Here is a 21,269-nt window from a genome sequence, read left to right on the forward strand (position 1 = left end):
TTGGTTCGTTGTCGATGTTGGTCTGTGCGAGGCGTCAGCCGTGGACGTGCAACGGCTTGCCGGCGAGCGCGAGGTGCGCCTCGCCGAGCGCCTCGGACTGGGTCGGGTGGGCGTGGATCAGCGGCGCGACGTCCTCGGGGAAAGCCTCCCAGCTGTAGATCAGCTGCGCTTCGCCGATGAGCTCGCCGACGCGGTCGCCGACGAGGTGCAGGCCGACGACCGGCCCGTCCGGCGCCTTCACCAGCTTCACGGCGCCGGAGGTCTTGAGGATCTGGCTCTTGCCGTTGCCGCCGAGGTCGTAGGTGAACGCCTGCACGTCCGCGCCGTACTTCTCCTTGGCCTCGGCCTCGGTGAGACCGACGGAGGCGACCTCGGGGTGCGAGTACGTCACGCGCGGGATGCCTGCCTCGTCGATGGGCGACGGGTTCTGGCCCGCGATCTCCTCGGCCACGAAGATGCCCTGCTGGAAACCGCGGTGCGCCAGCTGCAGGCCGGGGACGATGTCACCGACGGCGTAGACGTTCGGCTGATTGGTGCGCAGCCGCTCGTCGGTGACGACGAAACCGCGGTCGAGCTGGATGCCGGCGTCCTCGTAGCCGTGGCCCGCGGTGTTGGGGCCGCGGCCGACGGCCACCAGCAGCACGTCGCCCTCGAGAGTCTCGCCGGACTCGAGCGTCACGGTGACCCCGGAGTCGTCCTGCTTGGCCTCGGTGAACTTCACGCCCGTCTTGTAGCCGATCTTGCGGCGACGGAACGCGCGCTCGATCTGCTTGGAGGCGAACTCGTCCTCGTTCGGCACGAGTCGGGGCAGCGCCTCGACGATCGTGACGTCGGTGCCGAAGGAGGCCCACACGCTCGCGAACTCGACGCCGATGACACCGCCGCCCAGCACGATCGCCTTCTTCGGCACGTAGTCGAGCTTGAGCGCGTCCTCGCTGGCCATGATGCGCCCGCCGAGTTCGAGACCCGGCAGCGTCTTGGAGTACGAACCGGTGGCCAGCAGGACGTTCTTGCCGGTGTAGCGCGTGCCGTCGACGTCCACGGACGTGCCGCCCGCGTACGTGCCGGTGCCCTCGACGAAGTTGACCTGGTGGGCTTTGGCCAGGCCCTGCAGGCCCTTGTACAGGCGGGTGACGATCCCGTCCTTGTACTTGTGCACCCCGGCCATGTCGACGCCCTCGAACGTGGACTTGACGCCGAACTGCTCGCCGTCGCGGGCGGTGTCGGCGACCTCGGCGGCGTGCAGCAGCGCCTTGGTCGGAATGCACCCGCGGTGCAGGCAGGTGCCGCCCAGCTTGTCCTTCTCGATCAGCGTGACGGACAGTCCCAGTTCGGCGGCTCGGAAGGCCGCCGCGTAACCGCCGGATCCGCCACCCAGGATCACCAGGTCGGCTTCAGCGTCGCTCACTTGTCCAACTCCCTCGCGAAGATCTCCTCGGGCACCCGGTCGACCCTGTGCACACTACGCGGCACCTGCGTGCCTCGGGTGTCCACGCGGCCTCGAAGAGGGTGGCTGTGGTCTCGCACGCGCGCACGCGCGCGGTTGTTCTCGTCTCATCTTGTCACCTCACGTCGGTGGTATGCGAAGTGTGGTCGATCAGCCGCTCGTGCCACTTCGGAAATAAGGGACAATGATCGTCACAGCGACGGCGAGTGAGGTGATCGACGTGGGGCTGTTCGACCGGCTGCGAGGCAAGGGCGGCGGGAAAGGCAGCGGCAAGAGCGGCGGCAAGCAGCGACCGGGGACGTTGCGCGGGGCCACCGAGGCCGACACGAATCATCTGGACGAGTGGGCCGCGAGCCGCCGCGGCGTCGAGGCGTACGTGGAGCCGCGGACCAACGTCACCGAGACGACGGTCGTGCTGGTCGCCCACGACGGCGAGTGGACGCGCAGGCGGATCGGCAGTCTGGGGCGGGCGCAGGACTTCGGCCGGAAGCGGTCGATCCCGGTGTACGAGGTCGGCCGCACCGGATATCCCCAGCGCATGCGGGATTACACGCGCCGGCAGCAGATCCTGGAGAAGCGCAGGCGGCAGGGCGAGCAGGCCTGAGGCCGGACTCGGCCGGCCCGGCGGCGAGTTACTGCTCGCCGGGTTCGGCGAGCCGGGCCTCGCTGGCCTCGAGCAGCCGCAGATGCTCCTCGAGGACCGACCGGATCCCGGGGTGGACGGTGCGGCCGAACAGGTCGTCGTCCTCGGTGACCTCGCCGGACGGCCACAGCGTCAGCACCGGTGGTTCGCTGATCGTCACCGCGCCTGCGCCCTGCGCGGGTGCGGGCGTGAGATCGGCCACGCCCAGCAGGCGCGGGAAGACCACGTCGGCCCGCAGTCCGTCGCATGTGCGCAGGAACGCGCGGAACTCCTCGGACAGGGCCACGCCGAGTCCGCGTTCGGCGGCCTCGATCGCCGCCGGGGACGACGGCGGTGGGACGGCGTCCGGCTCGCCGCGCAGCCGCATGATCGCCTCGATCAGCTCGGCCCAGTCGCCCCGTTGCCGGTCGACGCGGTAGCGCTGGTCGAGCGCCGCGATGAGCGCGGCCGTGTAGTTCCACGCCCAGTTCTCCTCGACCGCGAGCACACCCGCGACGAGCAGGGGAGCGACGTGCCGGCAGGCCGCGAGGGTCGCGGCGTCCGGTTTCGGGATCTCCCTGGCGATCTCGGCCCACCGGTGCAGCGCCTCGGTCGCGGCCGCCGTGTCGCCCTCGGCCGCGGCGTGTGCGGCGTCGGCGGCGGCCGCCCGCTGGCGCTGTCCGCGAGGCGGGAGCGGATCGCGTTCGGCCAGCACCTGTTCGTGCGCCTGCTCCTCGGCGTCGAGGTCGAGCGGGGTCAGGCCCTCGGCCCAGTCCGGCCGCGTTTCACGCGCGGCGAACAACATCTCCCACGCCCTGGCCGTGACGGCGGTGGCGGCGAGCCGGTCGACCGGACGGCCGGTCGCCGCCGCCCAATGCCGCACGAGCGATCCGAGTCGTCGAGCGCGCCCGCGCACGCCAGCAGCAACGCCTCGTGCGCCACGGTCGCGTCGACGGCGTCGTCGGCCGCCGTGAGCAGGGTGCGCACGGCACCCTCCGGGTGTTCACCCGAGCCCGAGTCCGTGCCCGAGCCGGAGCTCGGGTCCGACCCCGTGCCCGCGTCCGCCGTCACCGCGCGACCGCCTCCGTTCGTTGCCGCTCGACCGGACCCTGACCGAACCCTGTCCGGATGTCAGCCGACCTCAGCAGACCTCAGCCGTTGTCGGCGATGTCGGCGAGCACGGCGCCGATGGTCCGGACCGGAACGCCGGTGCCGCCCTTGCCGGTGTAACCCCACGGGCCGCCGGTGTTGTACGACGGGCCTGCGATGTCGATGTGCGCCCAGGACACGTTCTCGGGCACGAACTCGCGCAGGAAGATGCCGGCGGCGAGCATGCCGCCCCACCGCGCGCCCGTGACGTTGGCCAGGTCGGCGAGCTTGGAGTCCAGTTCGGACCGCAGCTCCTCCGGCAGCGGCATCGGCCACGCGTTCTCGCCGGTGGCCTGGCCCAGTTCGGCGATGCGGTCGCGGAACTCGTCGGTGCCCATGACGCCGGCGGTGCGATTGCCGAGTGCGACGACCTGCGCGCCGGTCAACGTCGAGGTCTCGATGATGTAGTCGGGGTCGTCCTCGCCGGCGCGCACGATCGCGTCGGCCAGCACGAGACGGCCCTCGGCGTCGGTGTTGAGCACCTCGACGGTCTTGCCGCCGTACATCGTCAGCACGTCACCGGGCCGGTAGGCCGTGGCCGAGGGCATGTTCTCGGCGAGCGGGATGTAGGCCGTGACGTCGAGCGGGAGCTTGAGCTTCGCGGCCAGCAGCACCGACGCCAGCACGGCGGCGGCCCCGGACATGTCCGAGGTCATGTTGTCCATGCCCGCCGCGGGCTTGATGGAGATGCCGCCGGTGTCGAACGTGATGCCCTTGCCGACGAGGGCGACCTTCTTGCGTGCCTTGGGGCCCTTGTAGGAGACCTGGACCAGCCGCGGCGGGCGGGATGAGCCGATGCCGACGCCCAGGATGCCGCCGAAGCCCTTGCGCTTGAGCTGCTTCTCGTCGAGCACCTCGACGCCCAGGCCGGCCTCGTCGGCCAGTGTGCGGGCGCGGTCGGCGAACGAGCCGGGGTAGAGGTCGTTGGGCGGGGTGTTGATGAAGTCGCGGGTGGTGCACACCGCCTCGGCGGTGGAGGTCGCGGCCTTGAGCGTGGCGCGGTGCTGCTTGGCCGCGCCCTCCGCGGGGGTAGCCACGTCCACAGTGGACACCGGCTTGTCGCCCTTGTCGGACTTGTACTCGGTGAAGACGTAGGCACCCAGCGCGATGCCCTCGACGGCGGCCTGCAGGTCCACGGCGGACAGTGTCGTCAGCGCGCGCTTGGTGCCCGCGAGCGCGCGGCCCGCGGCCCCCGAGGCGCGGCGCACCTGCTCCGCGGTGACCTCCGGCTTGCCCAGCCCGACGGCCAGCACGACGTCGGCCGACAGCTTGCCCAGCGACGGCACCTTCACGACCTCCTCGGCCGCACCCGTGGCGCCGAGGGTCGTGAGCACGTCGGCGAGGGCGCCGCCGAACGCGGCGTCGACCGCCTCGGCTCCTGCGGCGAGTTCGAGGCCGTCGGTGCCCTGCACGGTGCCGACCACGACGGTCTGGGCGCGGGTCTTGGCCAGCGACGCTCGGTCACCTCGGTCAGGGCAAGCTTCGGTACGGCCACGTCGGACTCCTCGTCTCTGGGGGTTGTCGCTCGTAGGCCATGCTATTGGCGTTCGACATCCTCGTCCCGGGTAGGGGGAATCAGGCGTGCGGATCGCGCTCGGTGTGCTGGGCGGACTCGCGGTCGCGGTGTCGGGCGCGGGCTGGTGGGCTCCCGTCGGCATCGCCCTGGCGGCACTGTTCGCGCTCGCGATGCCGAGGACCGGCGACTCGGCGGGTGCGGTGGCGGCGGGGGAGGGGACTTCGCGGGATCGCCTGCTGGACGGACTCGGCAGGGCGGCCAGGCTGGGCGTCGTGGTGTTCGCGGCGTCGACGTTCGCCGAGTACCTGGCCCCGGACTCGCGGCTGGCCGTGGCGGTGCTGTTCGTCGTCGGCGTGGCGATGGTCGATCTGATCGGCGTCCGGTTCGGACTGCGGCTCGATGCCTACTGGCGGCGGTGGATCGGCGGGTTGTGCGCGGCGGCCGGCGCGGCGTTCGTGGCGGTGTGCCTCGGTGTGCCGCCGGTCGCGACGTCGGGCAGGTCGAACCGGTCGCGCTGTGGGGTGTGCCGTTGGCGGCCGCGGTGTTCGTGCCCGTGTTCGTCGACACCACGCGGCGGGTAGTGATCGCAGGCGGCATCGCCGCGGTCGCGGTGTCGGCCGCCGCGCTGTACCAACTCGGCCCGGTGCGGCTCGGCCTGTCGACGACGGCGCTGCGCGACGTGTTCGCCGCCGCCGACGCGCAGGCGCTGGCCCCGGTGCTGGGGATGGTCGTGGCGCTCGCCTGCGTGCCCGCGGCGCTGCTGGCGTTCGGCGCGGCGAGCCGCGACGCGCATCCCTCGCCGGTCGTGCGCACCGTCGTCCCTGCGGCCGTCGCGTCCGTCGGGGCCGCGCTGCTCAGCCCCGTCGGCGCGGTGACGGTCGCCGCGGGCTTGGTGCTCGCCCACGTGGTGGCTCGGGTCGTGGCGGTGCCCCCGCACGGCAGGCGCACCCCGCGGGCCGTCGCTGTCGCGGTCGCCGGGGTGGCGCTGCTGGCGGGTCTGGTGGCCGGACTGTGACCGGAGCGGGCGGCGTGGGCGCGCATGCGGTGGGCGAGGACGTGGTGCTGACGTTCGTGCGGCCCGACGGCAGCGTCGGCCAACGGCATCCGCTGCGGGTCGTGGCCGACGACGGAACGCGGCTGCTCGGCTGGCTGCCCGTCGGCACACCGATCGTCGGCAGCAGGCTCGTCGACGGCCGCACGCTGCGCGAGGCACCGCTGGCCGAGCGGTTCCGCGTGCCGCGCGTGCCGGTCCACGACGTGTGGCGGGGCACGTCGACGCTGCGGCTCGTCGACGACGAACGGTGGTCGTCGGTGTGGTGGTTCTTCGCCGGCGACGGCACGTTCACCGGGTGGTACGTCAACCTGGAGATCCCGTGCGGCCGCGACGCCCACGGCCCGGTGCGCATCGACGGGGTCGTCGACGTGGTGGTCGAGCCCGACGGCACGTGGCGGTGGAAGGACCTCGACGAGGCGGCCGCCGCGGTCGAGGCGGGCAGGCTCACTCAGACCCAGCTGGAGCGGTTGCGGGACGAGGGCCGACGTTGCGGCGAGCTCGCCGAGCGCGGCGCGTACCCGTTCGACGGGACGTGGACCGACTTCCGCCCGGAGCCCGGCACGCCCGCGCCGCGGGTGCCGGCCGCACTGCTGCGGGACGTCGAGCTGGTGCGGGACGTCGAGACCTAGCGGTTCGGGTCAGGTCATCACGGCGGCGAGGCCGAGCAGGACGGCGCCGGTGACGGCGGTGCCGACGATCGACTGGGTCGGGAAGCCGGCGCGCGGGAACACCTTGCCGCCGTGCACACCCGCGAGCCACACGATGCCGAAACCGGCGCCGAAGATGCCGAGGAACGCGCCGAACCCGCCGATCATCATGTAGCCGATCAGCACGAGCATGCCCGCGGCGAACGTCAGGAACGCCGCACCGGCCAGCGTCCGCACACCCGCCGCCAGGTCGCTCTCGGGCGGCGGTTCGGCCGGACGCTGCTGCGCCGGGCGGCCGTACGGGTGGCTCTGGTGCTGCGGATGCATGCTCACACCGCGATGGTAGCTACCGCCGCCGGCGTCCGGGACCCCATCGGCGAGATATGCTCAGGTGCATGACGACGACAACCCTCTTCACCCGTATCCCCAGTTCGCAGCCCGCTTCGGCGGAGCGCGTAGCGGAGGTACTGGCGGAGCCCGGGTTCGGCGTGAAGTTCACCGACCACATGGTGACGGTGAAGTGGAACGCCGAGCAGGGTTGGCACGACGCGCAGGTCCGCGAGTACGCATCGCTGACCTTCGACCCGGCGACGCAGATCCTGCACTACGGCCAGTCGATCTTCGAGGGGCTCAAGGCGTACCGCCAGCCCGACGGTTCGATCGCGGCGTTCCGGCCCGAGGCCAACGCACAGCGTTTCCGCGACTCGGCGCGCAGGCTCGCGATGCCGGAACTGCCGGACGAGCTGTTCCTCGGTTCGATCGCCGAGCTGGTGGACATCGACGAGCGCTGGGTCCCGACGCGGCAGGGCGACGCGCTGTACCTGCGTCCGTTCATGATCGCCACGGGTGAGGGGCTGGGCGTGAACAGCCCGTCGGCCGAGTACCTGTACCTGCTGATCGCCTCGCCCGCCGGGTCGTACTTCGCCGGTGGCGTGAAGCCGGTGACGGTGTGGCTGTCGACCGACTACGTGCGCGCCGCGCCCGGCGGCACGGGCGAGGCCAAGTGCGGCGGCAACTACGCGGCCTCGTTCGTCGCGCAGGCCCAGGCCGTGGAGCAGGGCTGCGACCAGGTGGTGTGGCTCGACGCCGCCGAGCACCGGTGGGTCGAGGAGATGGGCGGGATGAACCTGTTCTTCGTCCTCGGCTCCGGTTCCGACGCGACGGTGGTGACGCCCGAGCTGAGCGGCTCGCTGCTGCCGGGCGTGACGCGCAAGTCGCTGCTGCAGTTGGCCACCGACCACGGCTACAAGGTCGAGGAGCGGCGTATCTCCACCGAGGAGTGGGAGAACGCGGCCAACTCCGGTGAGCTGACCGAGGTGTTCGCGTGCGGCACGGCCGCGGTGATCACGCCCGTCGGGCACGTCAAGCACGCCGGCGGCGAGTTCACGATCGGCGGCGGCGAGCCGGGTGCGCTCACGATGCAGCTGCGCGAGCACCTGACGGGCATCCAGGAGGGCACCCGCAGCGACGACCACGGCTGGCTCCACACCTTCGCCTGACCCAGCGGATCAACACCCCGTAATCACGTTAAAGCTCCCGAGGCCCCATAGTCGCATCGGGCGCTGCCGCGCGTCAGCGCGTTGTTGGGGGGTGGTGGTCGGGCGACGGGTGGGCGCGACCATGGGGCCTCGGGAGCTTTGTGCGGCAGGGGCTGGGTGGGCCGGTCAGGTGATGTCGGCGTCGGCGGGGAGGGTGGGCTTGTCGGCCACGTCGGTCAGCAGGCGCACCGCCGCGGACAGTAGCGGCAGGACGGTCGCCGCGCCGGCGCCCGCGCCGAGCCGGATGTCGAGGTCGACCACCGGGTCCAGGTCGAGGTGGTTCAACGCCAGCACCTGGGCGGGTTCGGCGGCGCGGTGGGCGGCGAGCCACCACGACCGCGCGCCGGGTGCGAGTTCCTCGGCCAGGAGCGCCGCGGCGGCCGACGGGAGTCCGTCGAGCACGACGGGGGTCCGCCGCACGGCGGCCTGGGCGAGGAATCCGGTCATGGCTGCGAGGTCGGCGCCGCCGGCGGTGCGCAGCAGCGCCAGGGGTTCGCCGGTGACGGCGCGGCAGCGGCGCAGCGCGTCGCGCACGACGGTCGCCTTGCGCATCCACCCGTTGTCGTCGATGCCGGAGCCGCGTCCGATGACGGCGACGGGTTCGGTGTCGGTCAGCGACGCGACGAGCGCGGACGCCGGGGTGGTGACCCCCGCCCCGATGTCGGCGGCGACCAGCAGGTCGGCACCTTCGTCGACCTCGGCGTCGGCGGCGCGCATGCCGGCCCGCACGGCGGCGACGGTCTCGTCCTCGGTGAGCGCGTCCTCGACGTCGATGGACCCGGAGCCGCGGCGCACGTGGTCGGGCCCGGTGGCGTCGCCGTCCGTGCCGACGTCGACGACGCGGATGCCCGCACCGGCCGTGTCGGCCAGGACGTTCAGTGCCGTGCCCCCGGCGTCGAGCGCGGTCAGCAGTTCGCGGGTGGTGCCGGGCCCGCCGCGCGACACGCCGCGGGCGACGACCCCGTGGTCGGCGGCGAACACGACCACGCGCATCCGCCGCAACGGCTTCGGCGGCGTACGTCCCTGACAGGCCGAGACCCACGCGCCCAGGCGCTCGAGCCGACCCATCGATCGCTCGGGCGTGAGAAGTGCGGCATGTCGCTGGAGTGCCCCCGCACGCGCGTGCTCGTCGGGCAGGGAAACGGGACCGAACTCGATGCTGCTCACGCGCTCAAGCTACCGGGTGGTGCGAGTCAGCAGCGCCCGGCTCCGCGGCGCCGAACGCCGCCTAGACGAATCGTGCGAAGCCGACGGTCCTTCCGGTGATGGTGAGCGGGACTCCGCCTTCGGCCATGGGGCGGAGTCCCGCGCGGATGTCGTCGTCGGGGTCGCCGTGGACCTCGAAGCTCTCGACCGCGCAGTGCTCCATGACGCCGCGGATATAGGGGTCCGACAGCTGCCAGTGCTCGCGAATCGCGTCGGAGTCGCGGTAGAGCTGGTAGCTGTGGGCCACCATCCGTTCCTCGTCCACGAACACGTCCACCATCAGCTGCGGACCGTGCGCCTCCACGAATTCCACGGCCCGCCGCACGGCATCCCGGAACTCCTCGAGATGCCCGTCGGTGATCCGCATGGTGTTACGGAAGAGGATCGGACCGTCATCGGATCTCCACATGCTCCCAGTCTCGAACCTCCACTTAACACGAGGTCAAGGCCGCGCGTCCCGTCGTAGCGAGCTGACGTAGTCGGCGAGGTTGGCCAAGGTCTGGTTGCCACCGTCGATCGCGCCGAACTGCTCGACGGCCTCGTCCCGTTGCGCCTTGGTGCGGAACAGCGTGTACAGCTCGATTCTCGTCGCGTCGCCGGTGTCCCCAGTGGACGTGAAGGTGAGGACCGACTCGAACGCATCGGGGTCGTCACGTCGCTCGCCGTGGATCATCGCGATCCGTTCCGGCGGGACGATCTCCGTCCACGTGATCCAGTCCTGGTAATCCGTTCCGTCCGGACCATGCATCACGAAGTCCCAGTGCCCGCCGACGCGGAACTCGAAAGCCCGGGTCGTGGTCGTGAACCCGTTCGGTCCCCACCATCGGGACAGGTGCCGCACCTCGGTGAAGGCCTCGAAGACCAGCTCCCGTGGCGCGTCGATGAGTCGGGACACGACGACCTCGCGGTCGTCGGTGGGCGGCCGCTCCGGCGCGGTCCCTCGTGTCGTGTTCATGGGTCATTCCTCCCGGTTGTCGTGTGCTCGAGTGCTCCGTGCCTGCTTGAGGTCCTGTACGTAGGCATCCAGTCGGTCGAAGCTCTCGTTCCAGAACTGCTCGAATCCACCGGCCCACTCGTGGACCGGCCGTAAGCCGCGTGCGTCGAGGCCGTACACGCGCTGCTTGCCCTGCTTGCGATCCCGAACGAGTCCGACCTCGCGGAGAACGCGCAGATGCTTGGACGCGCCGGGCTGGGTGAGTCCCAGTTCCCGGGTCAGCTCCGTCACCGACCGCTCGCCACCGCGTAGCAGGACGAGGATGTCCCGGCGCTGAGGTTCGGCGATGGCGTTGAAGACGTCCGATGTCGTCGTTGCTCGTGCCACACGGTCATCATATACCCATATCGGAATATGTAAACGAGGAATGTTCCGAGTCCTGTCGATCGGTACATGCGTGCAGTCGACGGCTTGCTCGGTGGCGGGCTCGTATGATCGCGGCGTGGCAGAACGCAAATCCCGGCGACCTCGGGCAGGCCGGGTGCCGCCCGCCGCCGGCGTCGTCCTCGCCAGCGGGGCGGGCACCAGGGTCGGCGCGGAGATGAACAAGGTGTATCTGCCGTTGGCCGGTCGCAGGCTGGTGTCGTGGTCGCTGGGCGCGTTCGCCCGGGTGCCGGAGATCGGCGTGCTCGTGCTCGTGGCCCGTCCCCAGGACGCGGACCTCGTCGAGTGGGTGCTCGAACGCGAGGTGGATGCGCCGGTCGAGGTCGTCTACGGCGGGCAGTCCCGGCAGGAGTCCGAACTGCGTGCGTTGCGGAGCCTGTCGAGCCGCATCGAGGACGGTGGCATCGACACGGTCCTGATCCACGACGCGGCGCGGCCGCTCGTGAGCCCGTCCCTTATCGCCGGGGTGTTGCACGAGGCCAGGGAACACGGGGGAGCGATCCCCGCCCTGCCCTCCGACGACCTGGTGACCGTGACGTCGGACGGCACTGGCTTCGCGGAGCACGAACGCTCGCCGTCATCGATCGTGCGGGCGCAGACCCCACAGGGATTCCGGGCCGCACCGCTGCTCGAGGTCTACGAACGGGCGGCCCGCCACGACTTCGTCGGCACGGACACGGCGTCCTTCATGGAGTGTTTCTCCGAGCTCCCGGTGCGCTGGGTGCGCGGGGACCAGCAGAACTTCAAGATCACGTATCCGCATGATCTTGTGGTCGCCGAGCACGTGCTGGCGGCGGACGGCCAAATCTGACGGCGGCGGCGCAGGCCCGTCGTCGCCGGGGTGGCGACGACGGGGCCTGACCGCGCGAAGCGGCTCAGATCGCGTCGGGGCTCTTCGTGTGCCTCGGGTCGGTCTCGACGACGTCGCCGAGGACGCCGTCGATCGCGGCCAGCAGGTCGGCGTCGAGCTTCACGCCCGCGGCCTTGACGTTCTCGTGCACCTGCTCGGGGCGGGAGGCGCCGATGATCGCCGAGGCGACGTTCGGGTTCTGCAACACCCACGCCACCGCGAGCTGGGCCAGCGACAGGCCCGCCTGCTCGGCCAGCGGCGTCAGCTTCTCGACCCGCTCCAGCACCTCGTCGCGCAGGAAGCGCTGCACCGCACCGGCGCCGCCCTTCTCGTCGGTGGCGCGCGAACCGGCCGGCGCGGGCTGACCGGGCTTGTACTTGCCGGTCAGCACGCCCTGCGCGATCGGCGACCACACGATCTGGCTCATGCCCTCACGCTGCGAGGCGGGAACGACCTGATCCTCGATGACCCGCCACAGCATGTTGTACTGCGGCTGGTTCGACACGAACGGGATCCTCAGCTCACGGGCCAGTTCGGCGCCGCGCGTGATCTGCTCGGCGTTCCATTCCGAGACGCCCACATACAGCACCTTGCCCTGGCGCACGAGATCCGCGAACGCCAGCATCGTCTCCTCGAGCGGAGTCGTGTGGTCGAACCGGTGCGCCTGGTACAGGTCCACGTAGTCGGTGCCGAGTCGCTTCAGCGACGCGTGCGCCGACTCCATGATGTGCTTGCGGCCCAGGCCCTTGTCGTTCGGGCCCTTCGGGCCGGTCGGCCAGAAGACCTTCGTGAAGATCTCCAGGCTCTCCCGGCGCTGGCCCTGCAGACCACGGCCGAGCACCGACTCCGCCGCGGTGTTCGCGTAGACATCGGCCGAATCCGAGGTTCCATAGTTCCAACAGACGGAGCAACCGAAGGAGAGAGATGACCCACATGAACGAAGTTCAGCGCTGGATTACGGATGTCGCCGAGACGGCTGCGTCTACCGACCCCGCTGACGTGACGATCCTCGCTGACGTACCCGGGGTCGCATGGATGGTCGCGAAGCCGGTAGACGGCGGCTCGGTCGTCTACGCGGTTACAGAGAAGTCGGTTCTGTACTCGGACGAGATCTTCGCCGACCTCCGGGACTACCTGAGCCACGCGGGGTGCTGGGTCGGCCCGTGGATCGAGCAGACACGAGGCGAGTACGTCGAATCGCTCGGGGAGACGGTCGACGCGGTCTCACGGATCTACGTGACGTTCACTCACTGCCCGGGAGACGACGACGGCGGTACCGGTCACGCGTGCCGGAGGTACCTGTGACGGACGTACCCCGTTGCGAGAACTGCGACGCGAATCTGAGTACGGGTTTCCCGGAGGGTGCTAGGCATTGCTCTAGGTGGTGTCGAGAAACTGTAATCAATCCGTATTCATTCTCCGCTAACGATTCTGCGACGGAAACCGATAACACGAGTAGAAAGGGGTTGAAATAATGAATAACACGTGTCAGATGTGGTGTCCTGAAGGAATCACCCTCGTAACGCCCGGCGACGGAGGCAGCATCGGGGACGAGAACATGAAGACCGTGTGCGCCGAGTGCACCCGGGTTGGCCGCTGGCTGTATCACGAGGTTCTCCCGTCGATTCGTAAGAACGGCTACTACTCGCCGGAGGGGGCGGACGTCGATTCCGAGTTCTACGCGATGCAACAGCAGGCGGGTCTGCGCGACAAGATGCGGCTACTTCTCTCCGATATCGACGATGACCTATCCCGGAGGTTGTTCCGCGATGACATGCCCTAACGGACACGGCCCGGAGAACATCGATATCCGTTCAGACGGCAGCCGTGTCTGCCTAGCCTGCCAGGCGAGGTATCAGCGACGCAATCAGAACCACGAGCACGCCAAGAAGCGTTCATTCGCTCAGAACCGTATCCGTAACCGCGCTATGCGCGAGACCGAAACCGAGAAGGTAAACAGTGCCCGAAGCGAACTATTGTCACCCTGAGGAGGTCTACGCCTACTGCCCCGGGTGCGACGTCTGCCAACGACAAGGCGAACGACGACGGGGAATCGCCGATGATTCACCGATCACCGATGACGAACTGGAAGCCCTCACAAGCGCTCTGCTGGACTGGGCTATCCCTGCTGGGCTGACCGATACCGAGATTGAGTCTCTCGCGGTCAGCGGCCCGCACACCGGTAACCACCAGCGGTTACGCGCTGAGCTGGCTGAGTTGTCGGAGCGTATCCACTCGCGGGTGTGGGCCGGTCGGAGCGGGAAGACAGACCGAGCGGTTGCCTTAGCGCTGGTCGAGTGGGCTCACGAGGTCTGCGTCTGGCACCTGGACGCCAACGTCAGGGACCTAGCCGTCCGGGCCGGTGTCGGTAAGACCACGGCTGCCCGTGCCTTAGGTCGGCTACGGAAGATCGGTCTGTGTCGGCCGGTAGCCGACAACGACCAAGCCCCCGAGAAGGCTCAACGGTGGGCGCTGAACGTCGACTGGGAAAAGTCGCGAACTGGGACATATTATTCCAGGGGTAGTAGTACGGTTAATATGTCCCACTTCGTTCCTTTGAGAACCGATCAGCAGCACCCGGCCTTCCTGCCGGGGGCTCTCGGACGTACAGCGGGTCTTATCTACTTCGGGATGCCGGAGAACGAGGAGGCATCCCCAGCCGACGTAGCAGGCACCGTCGGTTGCCGTACCCAGACAGCCCGAAAGCTGATGAAGCGACTCACCGAACACGGGCTGTTGGTTGAGACCCGTCGGAGGCCGGTCGCTTACCGGCTAGCCGACGTAGACCCGTCGGCTCTGGACGCTATCGCCGATGAATACGGCACGGCCGACTGGGCAGACAGGTCAGTCGATCGAGTCAGCCGGGAACGAAAAGGCTACGAGTTGAAACGGCAAGAGTGGTCCGAGAAGAAATCCGCTCGGTCTGCCGCGACTGCCGATGGATGGGAAACCGTCACCTAGGAAACGGAAGGAAACCTAGATTGACCATGCGTAACGGTCGGAGTACTCCGACATGCAGTAACTGTCAACGACCGAAGACCAAGAGAACACCTCGTTCACCGTGGAAGTGTCAGCCGTGTCATCTCCGCCGGTTGTCCGAGTGGAAGGCCGGTCACCGATGACTACCCCTCCGCCTCAGAACGCTCTCCGAGTCCTCTTCGTCAGCGGTTGGGTATGCGTGATCGTGGCCTACCCGGGACTAGCGATAGCTGCCGGTCTGCTTGCTCTGCTTCTCGGGGGTCGGTGGAGATGACGTTCACCCCACGGGCTACGCCCGAAGACCGGGAGGCAGTCAAGGTCCACCACGAGACCAAGACGAAGAAGCCTGAGGACAAGCTCCAGACGTGGCGACGGAAGAACCCGGACTTCTTTCGGACATGGGAGACCAAGACCGGCTGTGTCATCGCGTTCGGCGGGATGAAGGTCTTCTACGGCCGGTGCCCTGACTGCGGAGCGTTGGTCACCACCCGCCGACGAATGAAGCACGGAGGCTTTAAAGAGGGCCGGTGGCCGGTCTACTGCCGTCCGTGCGGACAGCTTCGACAGAAGCGGACCCCGGCGCAGGAAACAGAGCGGAAACGACGGTACCGGCGGAAGAAGCGTCAAGAACAGCTAGAGTGGCTAGAAGCCAACGTCAACCGGAAACGCAGGGCTAAAGGCGAAGAGCCGGTAACGTGGGCGGAATGGCAACGCAAAGTCAACGGGGAATGATCAGGGAATACGTCCCCGTAAAACATTCTATTCTGGTGTAGGGCGTGCCCAAGAGTGGCGCCACCAGTTCCACTTATCGGCTGGGTACGTTCTACCGACAGATGGATGCCTCTAGCATCGTTAGGGCCTTCGGGTCCACAAGACGCCCCGGGAACCCGGGCCGCGTCAGCTACCTAGTGCGACGTCGTAGCCGTCACTGCGACGTCTGTGTTCGGTCAGCCTCCGTTGTCAGGGCGGAGGCTGGCATTCACTCCCTATAGTCTTCCCGCTGCCAAATCCAGCGGGTTGAGTCGACTGCGGTCGGCTTCGTTTCCATCATTCAACTATCGATCGCGACTTGCTTCTTTCGCTTCCGGTCGTTGAGGACTATGGAAACCGCTAGGTCGAGCCAGCGGGTCTAGGCAACTCGCTGGCACTAGTCTTCTGTACTCCCGTGGTTTGTGTGGGTTGGTTCGGTGGCCACGGGTTGCCGGTGGTGCTCCTTCCCCACCGGCTCAGAGCGCCTTTCTCGGAGCGCTCCGCCGGTTGGGCTTCTTCGGTTTCTCTCCAGTCCCGGGAAGCCTGCCGGTGTTCTCCGTCACGTGGGTGTCATGAAATCGGCTTTACGGCACCCCTTAATAGGTGTAGGGAAATCGCCCGGTGCCTTATGCGGGCTTCGGTGACTTCGCTCACTGCGGTGTGACAAAACCCGACTTGGAACACCACTTAGTAAGTGTAGAGGCTGACTACGGTCGGCTCAAAAAATTTTACCCGTTTCAGATCTATCAAGGAGGACACCATGCCACGCCCGGACGCCTGGTCGGTCAATCTGGCTAGCCACGAGCAGAAGAGGGAACGGCTGAAGACGTACCAGAACGAGTACGAGCTAACCCGTTCTCAGGTGCTGCTGAACGCTATCAACGCTCTAATCCGAGAGCTGGACGAGCGGGAGAAGGCAGAGGCCGGCTAGAGCGCTTCGCCTCTCTCCGGACCGTTTCTGAAACATCCCCTGGTCAACCGCTATTTCCCAAACCTCCCCGGGTCACCCTACTGACTCGGGTCTTTTTGTCACCGTTTCCGCAGGTCAGACCCCTTGAAAAATCGAGGTTCCCCGTGCTCCGAGCTATCCCGTGCAAACAGTGCCGCCAACCGTTCCGCCCGTCGGCTCCGAAGTTCGTTCGGTGCCAGCCGTGCAGACAAACCAACCGCGTGAAGCGGGGCAGCACCGACGACACCCCGCCCACGCTTCCGACGGTAGACACCAACGACCCCGAACGGAGGCGGTACGCACCACCGAAGACGGATGCGGTCAGGCTGGCTACCAAGCTGGCGAAGACAGCACACAAGAAGTGGCGAGAGTTCAGGTCCGCTGCTGAGGCTCAAGAGCACATCAACGCTCTAGCGTGGTTCGCCGAGTGTGCACAGTCCGGGTACATCCCGTCGACCGAGTGGCAGCTTCACCGGGTCGGTTTCATCATCACCCGTCCGGAGGTGGCTTCCCGTGGCTGACTTCCACAACGTGCCGTACAACCGGGATACCGGCTACACGGTCCCCGCCTCCGACTGGAACAACGTCGCAGAGAACACCGTCTACGCGAAGGAAGCCCTAGACGCTCACGCTGACCGCATCGGGTCGCTGGAAGACACCACGTCGGATGACTCCACGGGAAACCTCGCTCTCGGGTTCCGGCTAGGTACCGGGGTCACCGATGACAACTCCGCGACAGCTCAGTTCACCGCGATCCGGAACACCACGAGCGCACTCACCGACCGGGCCGACCGGCTGGACGCTGAGGTGTTCCACGACTCCCGGGGTAACCGGCGGCTCAACGACCGTGTGACGCTGATCGAGAGCACGCCTCCGTCAGAGCGGATCGTGTGGATCACCGGTGCGGACTTCGACCCGAACGCGGTCGGTATGGAGATGCAAGGCACCGCTACCGAACAGCCGTACCACACACCAGGCGGTCCTATCGCGATCTCGTTCCCGAACCCGGAGAAGGTCGTCCGGGTGACCGCGTGGGTTTCCTACGGTGCCTACCTGCCCGGCGATCCGGTGAACCGGTTCATCCGGGGCTACGTCCGCCCCGAAGTCTCGTTCGACAACGGCAACACGTGGAACTTCTCCTCGTCTAACCCGTGGTGCGGTGTCGCTATCCGTTCGGGTCAGTCGACCGTGCCTGAGCGTTCGGCTGTGGGCTCGACCTCGTACAGCTCGAACAACAACGGAGACGTCCCCACCGGCGGTATCTACGTCGGGCTTCGGGCAGTCTCGGACGGTGCCCCTAACGGGAACATCGCGTTCTACCGCGTGAAGCTGTCGGTAGCCGTCACGGAGGCCACAGCAGGCCGCCCGGTGTACGAGTGACCCAACCCCTCAACTTGAGTGGTTGCCACCCAGCGGCCCTCAAGGTCCCGACGGGGGTAGGCGCCTCCCGGCCCCGGCCGCCCTAGGTGCCCCCCTAGGTGGCAGGTAGCCCCCGGGCACCCATGCGGCCCCACGGGCACGGACAGCCCCGTGAGCCCCTTGTGCCGGCCGACTACCTAGAAGCCCTCAGCGAACGCCTGCGAGCCGAATACAGCGGGCTCTAGTAGACACAGCAGGCTCTAACGACTAGCTAGGTAGCCACAACACACACGAGGCTTCCTATTAGCGATCGACATCAACCAGCTAAAGGAAGATTCGTTGTTGTTCTACTCGATCAGAACTACAGATCACACAGATAACTCACGATGATTACTCTTCATTGTTACTGTTCTTGTTAACTAACAAGATACAAACAAGAAAGTAAACAAGAAAGCATTTTCATCTTCGAATCATCTTCGATCTCGATCAACCGTCGATGACCTAGGTCATCACCGCCCGCATGGGCGGCCACTAGCCGCCATACGCGGCCTAGGTCCGCCCTAGGTATACGTGGACACGCAGGTCACTACGCACCCGAGCGGTTTAGGCGTCATTCTGGCCGTTTCAGCGGGCTTTCGAGGCTGCCGCTAGTCGGCTCTGTCCGCTCCGGTATCCGTGGCCGTTGGGTCGACTACGGGTGTCTGTCTCCGCTGGCGGGGGTGCTGTTTCTGATAGCCGGGGGCGGCTCGGATTTCTCGGGGTGTCCCGTTGTCGTCGGATTCGGGGTGTGGATACCCCCGGGGGGTGGGGGAGGCCTCGGCTCTCTGACCAGGGCTTTCGGCGCGCATAGCACGCCGGGAGACAAGCGCATGGTCCCGTGTTTTTCCACGATCCGAAATAGCCCCGGTCAATCCGCATCAAACACGTTTTCCCTAGTCAACCACCGGTTGACGCTTACGCATCCACCAGAAGCGGCGAATAAGAACACCGCGAAACCCTGCCGCGAATGCGGCAGAACAAGAAGATAACCACCATTGGAAGGATCAAATAATGACCGAATACAGCGTCGACGAACCGACGTTTACGCACTCCTACTTTCAGAAGTATTACGCCCCGGGCACCATCGGCCTCACCGATAGCGACTTTCAGAGCACATCCCGCTGTGGTAAACCGGAACTGTCCGTAGACCGCTTCGCGCGAATCGTGGAGCGCGACACCGACGGGAAGTTCCCGAAGAGCGCCAAGAAGCTAGCCGCAGAGATCCGGCAGGCTCAGGACGAACTGAAGGCAGTCCCGGAGTTCACAGAGCCCGACACTGATGACCCCGTAGCGATCGCTGAGGCGAGGGTGAAGCACAAAGAGATCCTTCGCGAACTGAAGCCGGTGAAGGAACAGCAGGCGAAGAAGCGCTTCACGGAGCAACTCCACAAGATCCAGCACGAAGTCGGCCCGGAGATCACAGAGGTTATCCGGGCGGAGTTTGATTCGGCTCTCGCTGACGGAGCTGCCGCTGTGGAACCGTTTATGGGCGACGTCCCCCGGAGTCACCTAGCGGACAGCTCCAAAGACACCGACGAATTCTGGAGGCGGGTCGTCTCCCGGCATGCGTGGGCAGACGTTCAGGAAGCTAACGCCCGGGCGTGGGGTGCTCTGGGGCTCTATCTGAGCCTGATGAGGGACGACTTCATCCCGAGCCCGCTCTGGCGGGGGGTCAACGGCGGTACTTTCTCTACCGTTCACTACCTCGCCCCGGGCATCTTCGTGCCTTCGCCTGCCGGACCTACCGGAGGTAAGCCGAAGCGGACGGGTGGTCTTGTGGCCTACCGCGCGATGTTCGGTGACCTGGTCCGCTTCCGGTCGTCCGAAGAGGTCTGCCAGGACTGGATCACGCTCTCCAGCGTTCCGGACGACCGGCGACCGAAGTTCCACGAAGACCTATATCGGGACCGCCTAGCCCGAGCCGAGCGATCGCAGGAAGCCCGTAAGGAAGCAGACCGGAAGCGCCGGGAGGCCCGCCGTGCCCGTTGGTGATGACTCCCGCCGGTTTCAGCTAGCTCTCCGGTACGCCCCGCCGGGGACCGACCTCGAAACGGTCGACCAGGTCGCCCAGCGGCTGATCGGGTCCACCGACGAAGAGTTATCGGCAGACGCTGAGAAGCTGTACGGGATGATCCCTCCGCCCGTGACGGTCGTCCGGGATCACGTCGACACCCGGGAGCTAATCGGCGGAGGCAACCCCGAAGAGTCCCGGGGTTGGCTGAGGGAAACTCCAAGCTACCTCGCGTCCAAGATCCCTCGGGGTCAAGAGCCGTTGTGGTCCTAGGCCGAAAGTAGCCGGTCGATATCGGTAATCCTGCGTTCCAACCTCGCGGAGTTGACTCCGTTCGAGGTCTTCCGGGCTCGGGTCAACGTGCTGTGCGCGGCATCGAACACCCCGGCCCGGGCGTAGGACTCGGCTAACCACGTCTGATACAAGGCAACTTCCCGGGCGTGGCTCTGGTCGTACGAGTCGATAGCCGCCGACAACAACGGCTCAGCCTGCATAGGCTGTCCCAGCTCGATCAGGCACCGACCGGCCATGACGTCGATTTCCCGCCGGTTGAGCCAGTACACCCACTCCGGCTCTTCGGTGCCGTCGGAGCGCTGGTCGTAAGTGTCGTCTACGAGGTCCAGTGTTCGCCGGGTGGAGTCGTAATCCCGGGATCGAGCGCTGGCCCACGCGACCCGCTCCAACAGTAGGGTCTTAGCCACCGGTGATGCACCGTGAGCACCCCGGACCGCTGACCGAGCGAGTAGGGCAGCGTCCGCAGGGTCTCCGACGTTGGCTATCTGGTAGCTCAGCGACGACAGCAACTGACCGGCTAACGCGTGATCCCCGGCATCCCGGGCGCCGAGACACCGTCCAGGTACACGCGTTGCGCTTCGGTGTACTGCCCGGCGTCGCTGGCCACCCACCCGGCGAGCTGGGCAAGCTCACCGACAACCACCAGCAACCGCCGGCCGATCCGCTCGGAGTAGCTGCCGGTCCTCACGACCTGCTGAGCCTCGGACAACTCCCGAAGCACCAGCGGCGACAGATCACCACCCCCGACGAAGTCGTCCAGGTGTCGTAGCTCAACCACTCGTTCTCCTAGTCGAGTGGCGAGGGTGTCGCCTACGCGTCGACCAGAAGCCGAGTGCAGAGCGATCGGGGTATCGGACACCAACCACTCGTGAGCCACCCGGAGCGGGTCGTCTGGGCTGCCGTACAGCGTGTCGTGGAGACGTTCAGAGCACGGGAGTAGGCGGTGACGTGCTCGGGGCGGACAACCCGTTTCCCGGTCTCCAGATGCCCGAGAAGCGCTTTCGAGTAGTGCGTCCGGGCAGCCATAGCCGACAAGCTCACCCCGGCAGCCTCGCGGGCTGTCCTCAGGTTCTCGCCTAGCTCCGTCACGTGTAGACCCTTGTAGACGCGTTACCGGTTCCGCTCACCGTCTGTGCCGACCAGGCTACCGAACTAAGGCGGCCCCGGTCGGTGCTGAGACATCCCCTCTCATTCCCCGAGCCGGTCGGGGCTGCCTCACCAGTAGTCGTAGTGAGGAGTTGGTATGTCCGGACCGCCGATGAGAACGTGTCCTACGTGTCTAGGTAGTGGTCTCGCGAACAATCGGAAGGATGCTTGTGGAACCTGCGGAGGGCTCGGACAAGTCCCTGACGGCTGGTGACCTCTGTCCGGTATGCGAAGGCGACGGAGTCCTGGTCTGGCAGCAGCCGGACGCTAACGGGGTGTTCCACGAGCTACAGGCACCGTGTCCGCACGGTTGCGGGGACTTCTGGACGTACCCC

At 67.3% G+C, this 21,269-nt stretch carries 23 protein-coding genes and 2 pseudogenes; 13 read left to right on the forward strand and 12 right to left on the reverse strand.

The annotated features are described in order from the left end of the window. Positions 1-34: 34 nt before the first annotated feature. Positions 35-1,408 carry a dihydrolipoyl dehydrogenase gene (gene lpdA, locus BJF85_RS06480; protein WP_075846178.1) on the reverse strand — a complete coding sequence of 458 codons (1,374 nt, stop codon included), beginning with the start codon at positions 1,406-1,408 and terminating at the stop codon, positions 35-37. A gap of 223 nt (positions 1,409-1,631) precedes the next feature. Here lpdA and BJF85_RS06485 point away from each other — a divergent pair, with 223 nt between their 5' ends. Continuing rightward, on the forward strand, positions 1,632-2,051 hold the full coding sequence (locus BJF85_RS06485; RefSeq protein ID WP_255375441.1) for an oxidoreductase: 420 nt from the start codon (positions 1,632-1,634) through the stop codon (positions 2,049-2,051). 28 nt (positions 2,052-2,079) lie between these two features. Here BJF85_RS06485 and BJF85_RS06490 read toward each other — a convergent pair whose 3' ends face one another. Together BJF85_RS06490 and BJF85_RS06495 are read right to left on the reverse strand one after the other, a co-directional pair. Next, positions 2,080-2,985: an SMI1/KNR4 family protein gene (locus tag BJF85_RS06490; protein WP_369822103.1), complete on the reverse strand. Its 906-nt coding sequence runs from the start codon at positions 2,983-2,985 to the stop codon at positions 2,080-2,082. 235 nt (positions 2,986-3,220) lie between these two features. Further along, positions 3,221-4,713, reverse strand: a pseudogene (locus BJF85_RS06495) (leucyl aminopeptidase). Between the two features lie 86 nt (positions 4,714-4,799). Between BJF85_RS06495 and BJF85_RS29735 the strand changes: the two are divergent. From BJF85_RS29735 to BJF85_RS29745, 3 genes are read left to right on the forward strand one after another with little or no spacing between them, the layout of a single operon-like run. Then, on the forward strand, positions 4,800-5,315 hold the full coding sequence (locus tag BJF85_RS29735) for a hypothetical protein (protein WP_075846179.1): 516 nt from the start codon (positions 4,800-4,802) through the stop codon (positions 5,313-5,315). Continuing rightward, positions 5,288-5,749: a hypothetical protein gene (locus BJF85_RS29740; protein ID WP_255375442.1), complete on the forward strand. Its 462-nt coding sequence runs from the start codon at positions 5,288-5,290 to the stop codon at positions 5,747-5,749. Before BJF85_RS29735 ends, BJF85_RS29740 begins: the two co-directional genes overlap by 28 nt. Next, positions 5,746-6,417, forward strand: a complete 672-nt coding sequence (locus BJF85_RS29745) for a DUF402 domain-containing protein (RefSeq protein ID WP_255375443.1) — start codon at positions 5,746-5,748, stop codon at positions 6,415-6,417. Before BJF85_RS29740 ends, BJF85_RS29745 begins: the two co-directional genes overlap by 4 nt. 9 nt (positions 6,418-6,426) lie before the next feature. Here the strand turns inward: BJF85_RS29745 and BJF85_RS06515 are convergent, their stop codons facing one another. Then, positions 6,427-6,762, reverse strand: a complete 336-nt coding sequence (locus BJF85_RS06515; protein WP_075846310.1) for a hypothetical protein — start codon at positions 6,760-6,762, stop codon at positions 6,427-6,429. A gap of 68 nt (positions 6,763-6,830) precedes the next feature. On the opposite strand from BJF85_RS06515, the gene BJF85_RS06520 reads away from it, so the two are divergent. Further along, on the forward strand, positions 6,831-7,934 hold the full coding sequence (locus BJF85_RS06520) for a branched-chain amino acid aminotransferase (RefSeq protein WP_075846181.1): 1,104 nt from the start codon (positions 6,831-6,833) through the stop codon (positions 7,932-7,934). A gap of 165 nt (positions 7,935-8,099) precedes the next feature. On the opposite strand, the gene BJF85_RS06525 is transcribed toward BJF85_RS06520, so the two are convergent. The 4 genes from BJF85_RS06525 to BJF85_RS06540 form a co-directional block, all read right to left on the reverse strand. Then, positions 8,100-9,140 (reverse strand): nicotinate-nucleotide--dimethylbenzimidazole phosphoribosyltransferase, encoded by a 1,041-nt coding sequence (locus tag BJF85_RS06525; protein WP_075846182.1) that lies wholly within the window; start codon positions 9,138-9,140, stop codon positions 8,100-8,102. A 61-nt stretch (positions 9,141-9,201) separates the two neighbouring features. Beyond that, positions 9,202-9,588, reverse strand: coding sequence for a hypothetical protein (locus BJF85_RS06530; RefSeq protein ID WP_075846183.1), 387 nt, complete (start codon positions 9,586-9,588; stop codon positions 9,202-9,204). 33 nt (positions 9,589-9,621) lie between these two features. After that, positions 9,622-10,134, reverse strand: a complete 513-nt coding sequence (locus tag BJF85_RS06535; protein WP_075846184.1) for an SRPBCC family protein — start codon at positions 10,132-10,134, stop codon at positions 9,622-9,624. A 3-nt stretch (positions 10,135-10,137) separates the two neighbouring features. Beyond that, positions 10,138-10,500 (reverse strand): helix-turn-helix transcriptional regulator, encoded by a 363-nt coding sequence (locus tag BJF85_RS06540; protein ID WP_075846185.1) that lies wholly within the window; start codon positions 10,498-10,500, stop codon positions 10,138-10,140. 115 nt (positions 10,501-10,615) lie between these two features. Here BJF85_RS06540 and BJF85_RS06545 point away from each other — a divergent pair, with 115 nt between their 5' ends. Continuing rightward, positions 10,616-11,368 carry a 2-C-methyl-D-erythritol 4-phosphate cytidylyltransferase gene (locus tag BJF85_RS06545; RefSeq protein WP_075846311.1) on the forward strand — a complete coding sequence of 251 codons (753 nt, stop codon included), beginning with the start codon at positions 10,616-10,618 and terminating at the stop codon, positions 11,366-11,368. 64 nt (positions 11,369-11,432) lie between these two features. Here the strand turns inward: BJF85_RS06545 and BJF85_RS06550 are convergent. Continuing rightward, positions 11,433-12,293, reverse strand: a pseudogene (locus BJF85_RS06550) (aldo/keto reductase family protein); the annotation flags it as partial. Between the two features lie 47 nt (positions 12,294-12,340). Between BJF85_RS06550 and BJF85_RS06555 the strand changes: the two are divergent. The 7 genes from BJF85_RS06555 to BJF85_RS06570 all read left to right on the forward strand — a co-directional run bounded on the left by BJF85_RS06555 (position 12,341) and on the right by BJF85_RS06570 (position 19,475). Further along, positions 12,341-12,712: a hypothetical protein gene (locus tag BJF85_RS06555; RefSeq protein ID WP_139320496.1), complete on the forward strand. Its 372-nt coding sequence runs from the start codon at positions 12,341-12,343 to the stop codon at positions 12,710-12,712. A 169-nt stretch (positions 12,713-12,881) separates the two neighbouring features. Next, on the forward strand, positions 12,882-13,190 hold the full coding sequence (locus BJF85_RS06560) for a hypothetical protein (protein ID WP_139320497.1): 309 nt from the start codon (positions 12,882-12,884) through the stop codon (positions 13,188-13,190). Positions 13,191-13,366: 176 nt separating this feature from the next. Then, on the forward strand, positions 13,367-14,368 hold the full coding sequence (locus tag BJF85_RS27145) for a hypothetical protein (protein ID WP_139320498.1): 1,002 nt from the start codon (positions 13,367-13,369) through the stop codon (positions 14,366-14,368). Positions 14,369-14,656: 288 nt separating this feature from the next. Next, positions 14,657-15,118, forward strand: a complete 462-nt coding sequence (locus tag BJF85_RS27150; RefSeq protein WP_139320499.1) for a hypothetical protein — start codon at positions 14,657-14,659, stop codon at positions 15,116-15,118. 778 nt (positions 15,119-15,896) lie between these two features. Further along, complete coding sequence (locus BJF85_RS27875; protein ID WP_158056807.1) at positions 15,897-16,067, forward strand: hypothetical protein; 171 nt, start codon at positions 15,897-15,899, stop codon at positions 16,065-16,067. Positions 16,068-16,598: 531 nt separating this feature from the next. Further along, positions 16,599-17,465, forward strand: coding sequence for a hypothetical protein (locus tag BJF85_RS06565; RefSeq protein ID WP_075846189.1), 867 nt, complete (start codon positions 16,599-16,601; stop codon positions 17,463-17,465). Between the two features lie 1,029 nt (positions 17,466-18,494). Then, a complete protein-coding gene (locus tag BJF85_RS06570; RefSeq protein WP_075846190.1) occupies positions 18,495-19,475 on the forward strand; it encodes a hypothetical protein in 981 nt (326 codons plus the stop codon). Between the two features lie 288 nt (positions 19,476-19,763). On the opposite strand, the gene BJF85_RS29750 is transcribed toward BJF85_RS06570, so the two are convergent. From BJF85_RS29750 to BJF85_RS29760, 3 genes are all read right to left on the reverse strand, one after another. After that, positions 19,764-20,195 (reverse strand): tol-pal system YbgF family protein, encoded by a 432-nt coding sequence (locus BJF85_RS29750; protein WP_255375445.1) that lies wholly within the window; start codon positions 20,193-20,195, stop codon positions 19,764-19,766. A 110-nt stretch (positions 20,196-20,305) separates the two neighbouring features. Then, positions 20,306-20,566, reverse strand: coding sequence for a hypothetical protein (locus BJF85_RS29755; RefSeq protein WP_255375446.1), 261 nt, complete (start codon positions 20,564-20,566; stop codon positions 20,306-20,308). 32 nt (positions 20,567-20,598) lie between these two features. Continuing rightward, a complete protein-coding gene (locus BJF85_RS29760) occupies positions 20,599-20,814 on the reverse strand; it encodes a helix-turn-helix transcriptional regulator (protein ID WP_255375468.1) in 216 nt (71 codons plus the stop codon). Between the last annotated feature and the right edge of the window lie 455 nt (positions 20,815-21,269).

This window comes from Saccharomonospora sp. CUA-673, assembly GCF_001942305.1.
Taxonomy (GTDB): domain Bacteria; phylum Actinomycetota; class Actinomycetes; order Mycobacteriales; family Pseudonocardiaceae; genus Prauserella.

Bases quoted from the DNA above. Each gene is read 5' to 3' on its own strand.
- BJF85_RS06570 (WP_075846190.1), top strand. From the start codon at position 18,495: ATGACCGAATACAGCGTCGACGAACCGACGTTTACGCACTCCTACTTT.
- BJF85_RS27875 (WP_158056807.1), top strand. From the start codon at position 15,897: ATGCCACGCCCGGACGCCTGGTCGGTCAATCTGGCTAGCCACGAGCAG.
- BJF85_RS06560 (WP_139320497.1), top strand. From the start codon at position 12,882: ATGAATAACACGTGTCAGATGTGGTGTCCTGAAGGAATCACCCTCGTA.
- BJF85_RS06515 (WP_075846310.1), bottom strand. From the start codon at position 6,762: ATGCATCCGCAGCACCAGAGCCACCCGTACGGCCGCCCGGCGCAGCAG.
- BJF85_RS06530 (WP_075846183.1), bottom strand. From the start codon at position 9,588: ATGTGGAGATCCGATGACGGTCCGATCCTCTTCCGTAACACCATGCGG.
- BJF85_RS27150 (WP_139320499.1), top strand. From the start codon at position 14,657: ATGACGTTCACCCCACGGGCTACGCCCGAAGACCGGGAGGCAGTCAAG.
- BJF85_RS29760 (WP_255375468.1), bottom strand. From the start codon at position 20,814: ATGGCTGCCCGGACGCACTACTCGAAAGCGCTTCTCGGGCATCTGGAG.
- BJF85_RS06535 (WP_075846184.1), bottom strand. From the start codon at position 10,134: ATGAACACGACACGAGGGACCGCGCCGGAGCGGCCGCCCACCGACGAC.
- BJF85_RS06555 (WP_139320496.1), top strand. From the start codon at position 12,341: ATGAACGAAGTTCAGCGCTGGATTACGGATGTCGCCGAGACGGCTGCG.
- BJF85_RS06520 (WP_075846181.1), top strand. From the start codon at position 6,831: ATGACGACGACAACCCTCTTCACCCGTATCCCCAGTTCGCAGCCCGCT.
- BJF85_RS06485 (WP_255375441.1), top strand. From the start codon at position 1,632: ATGATCGTCACAGCGACGGCGAGTGAGGTGATCGACGTGGGGCTGTTC.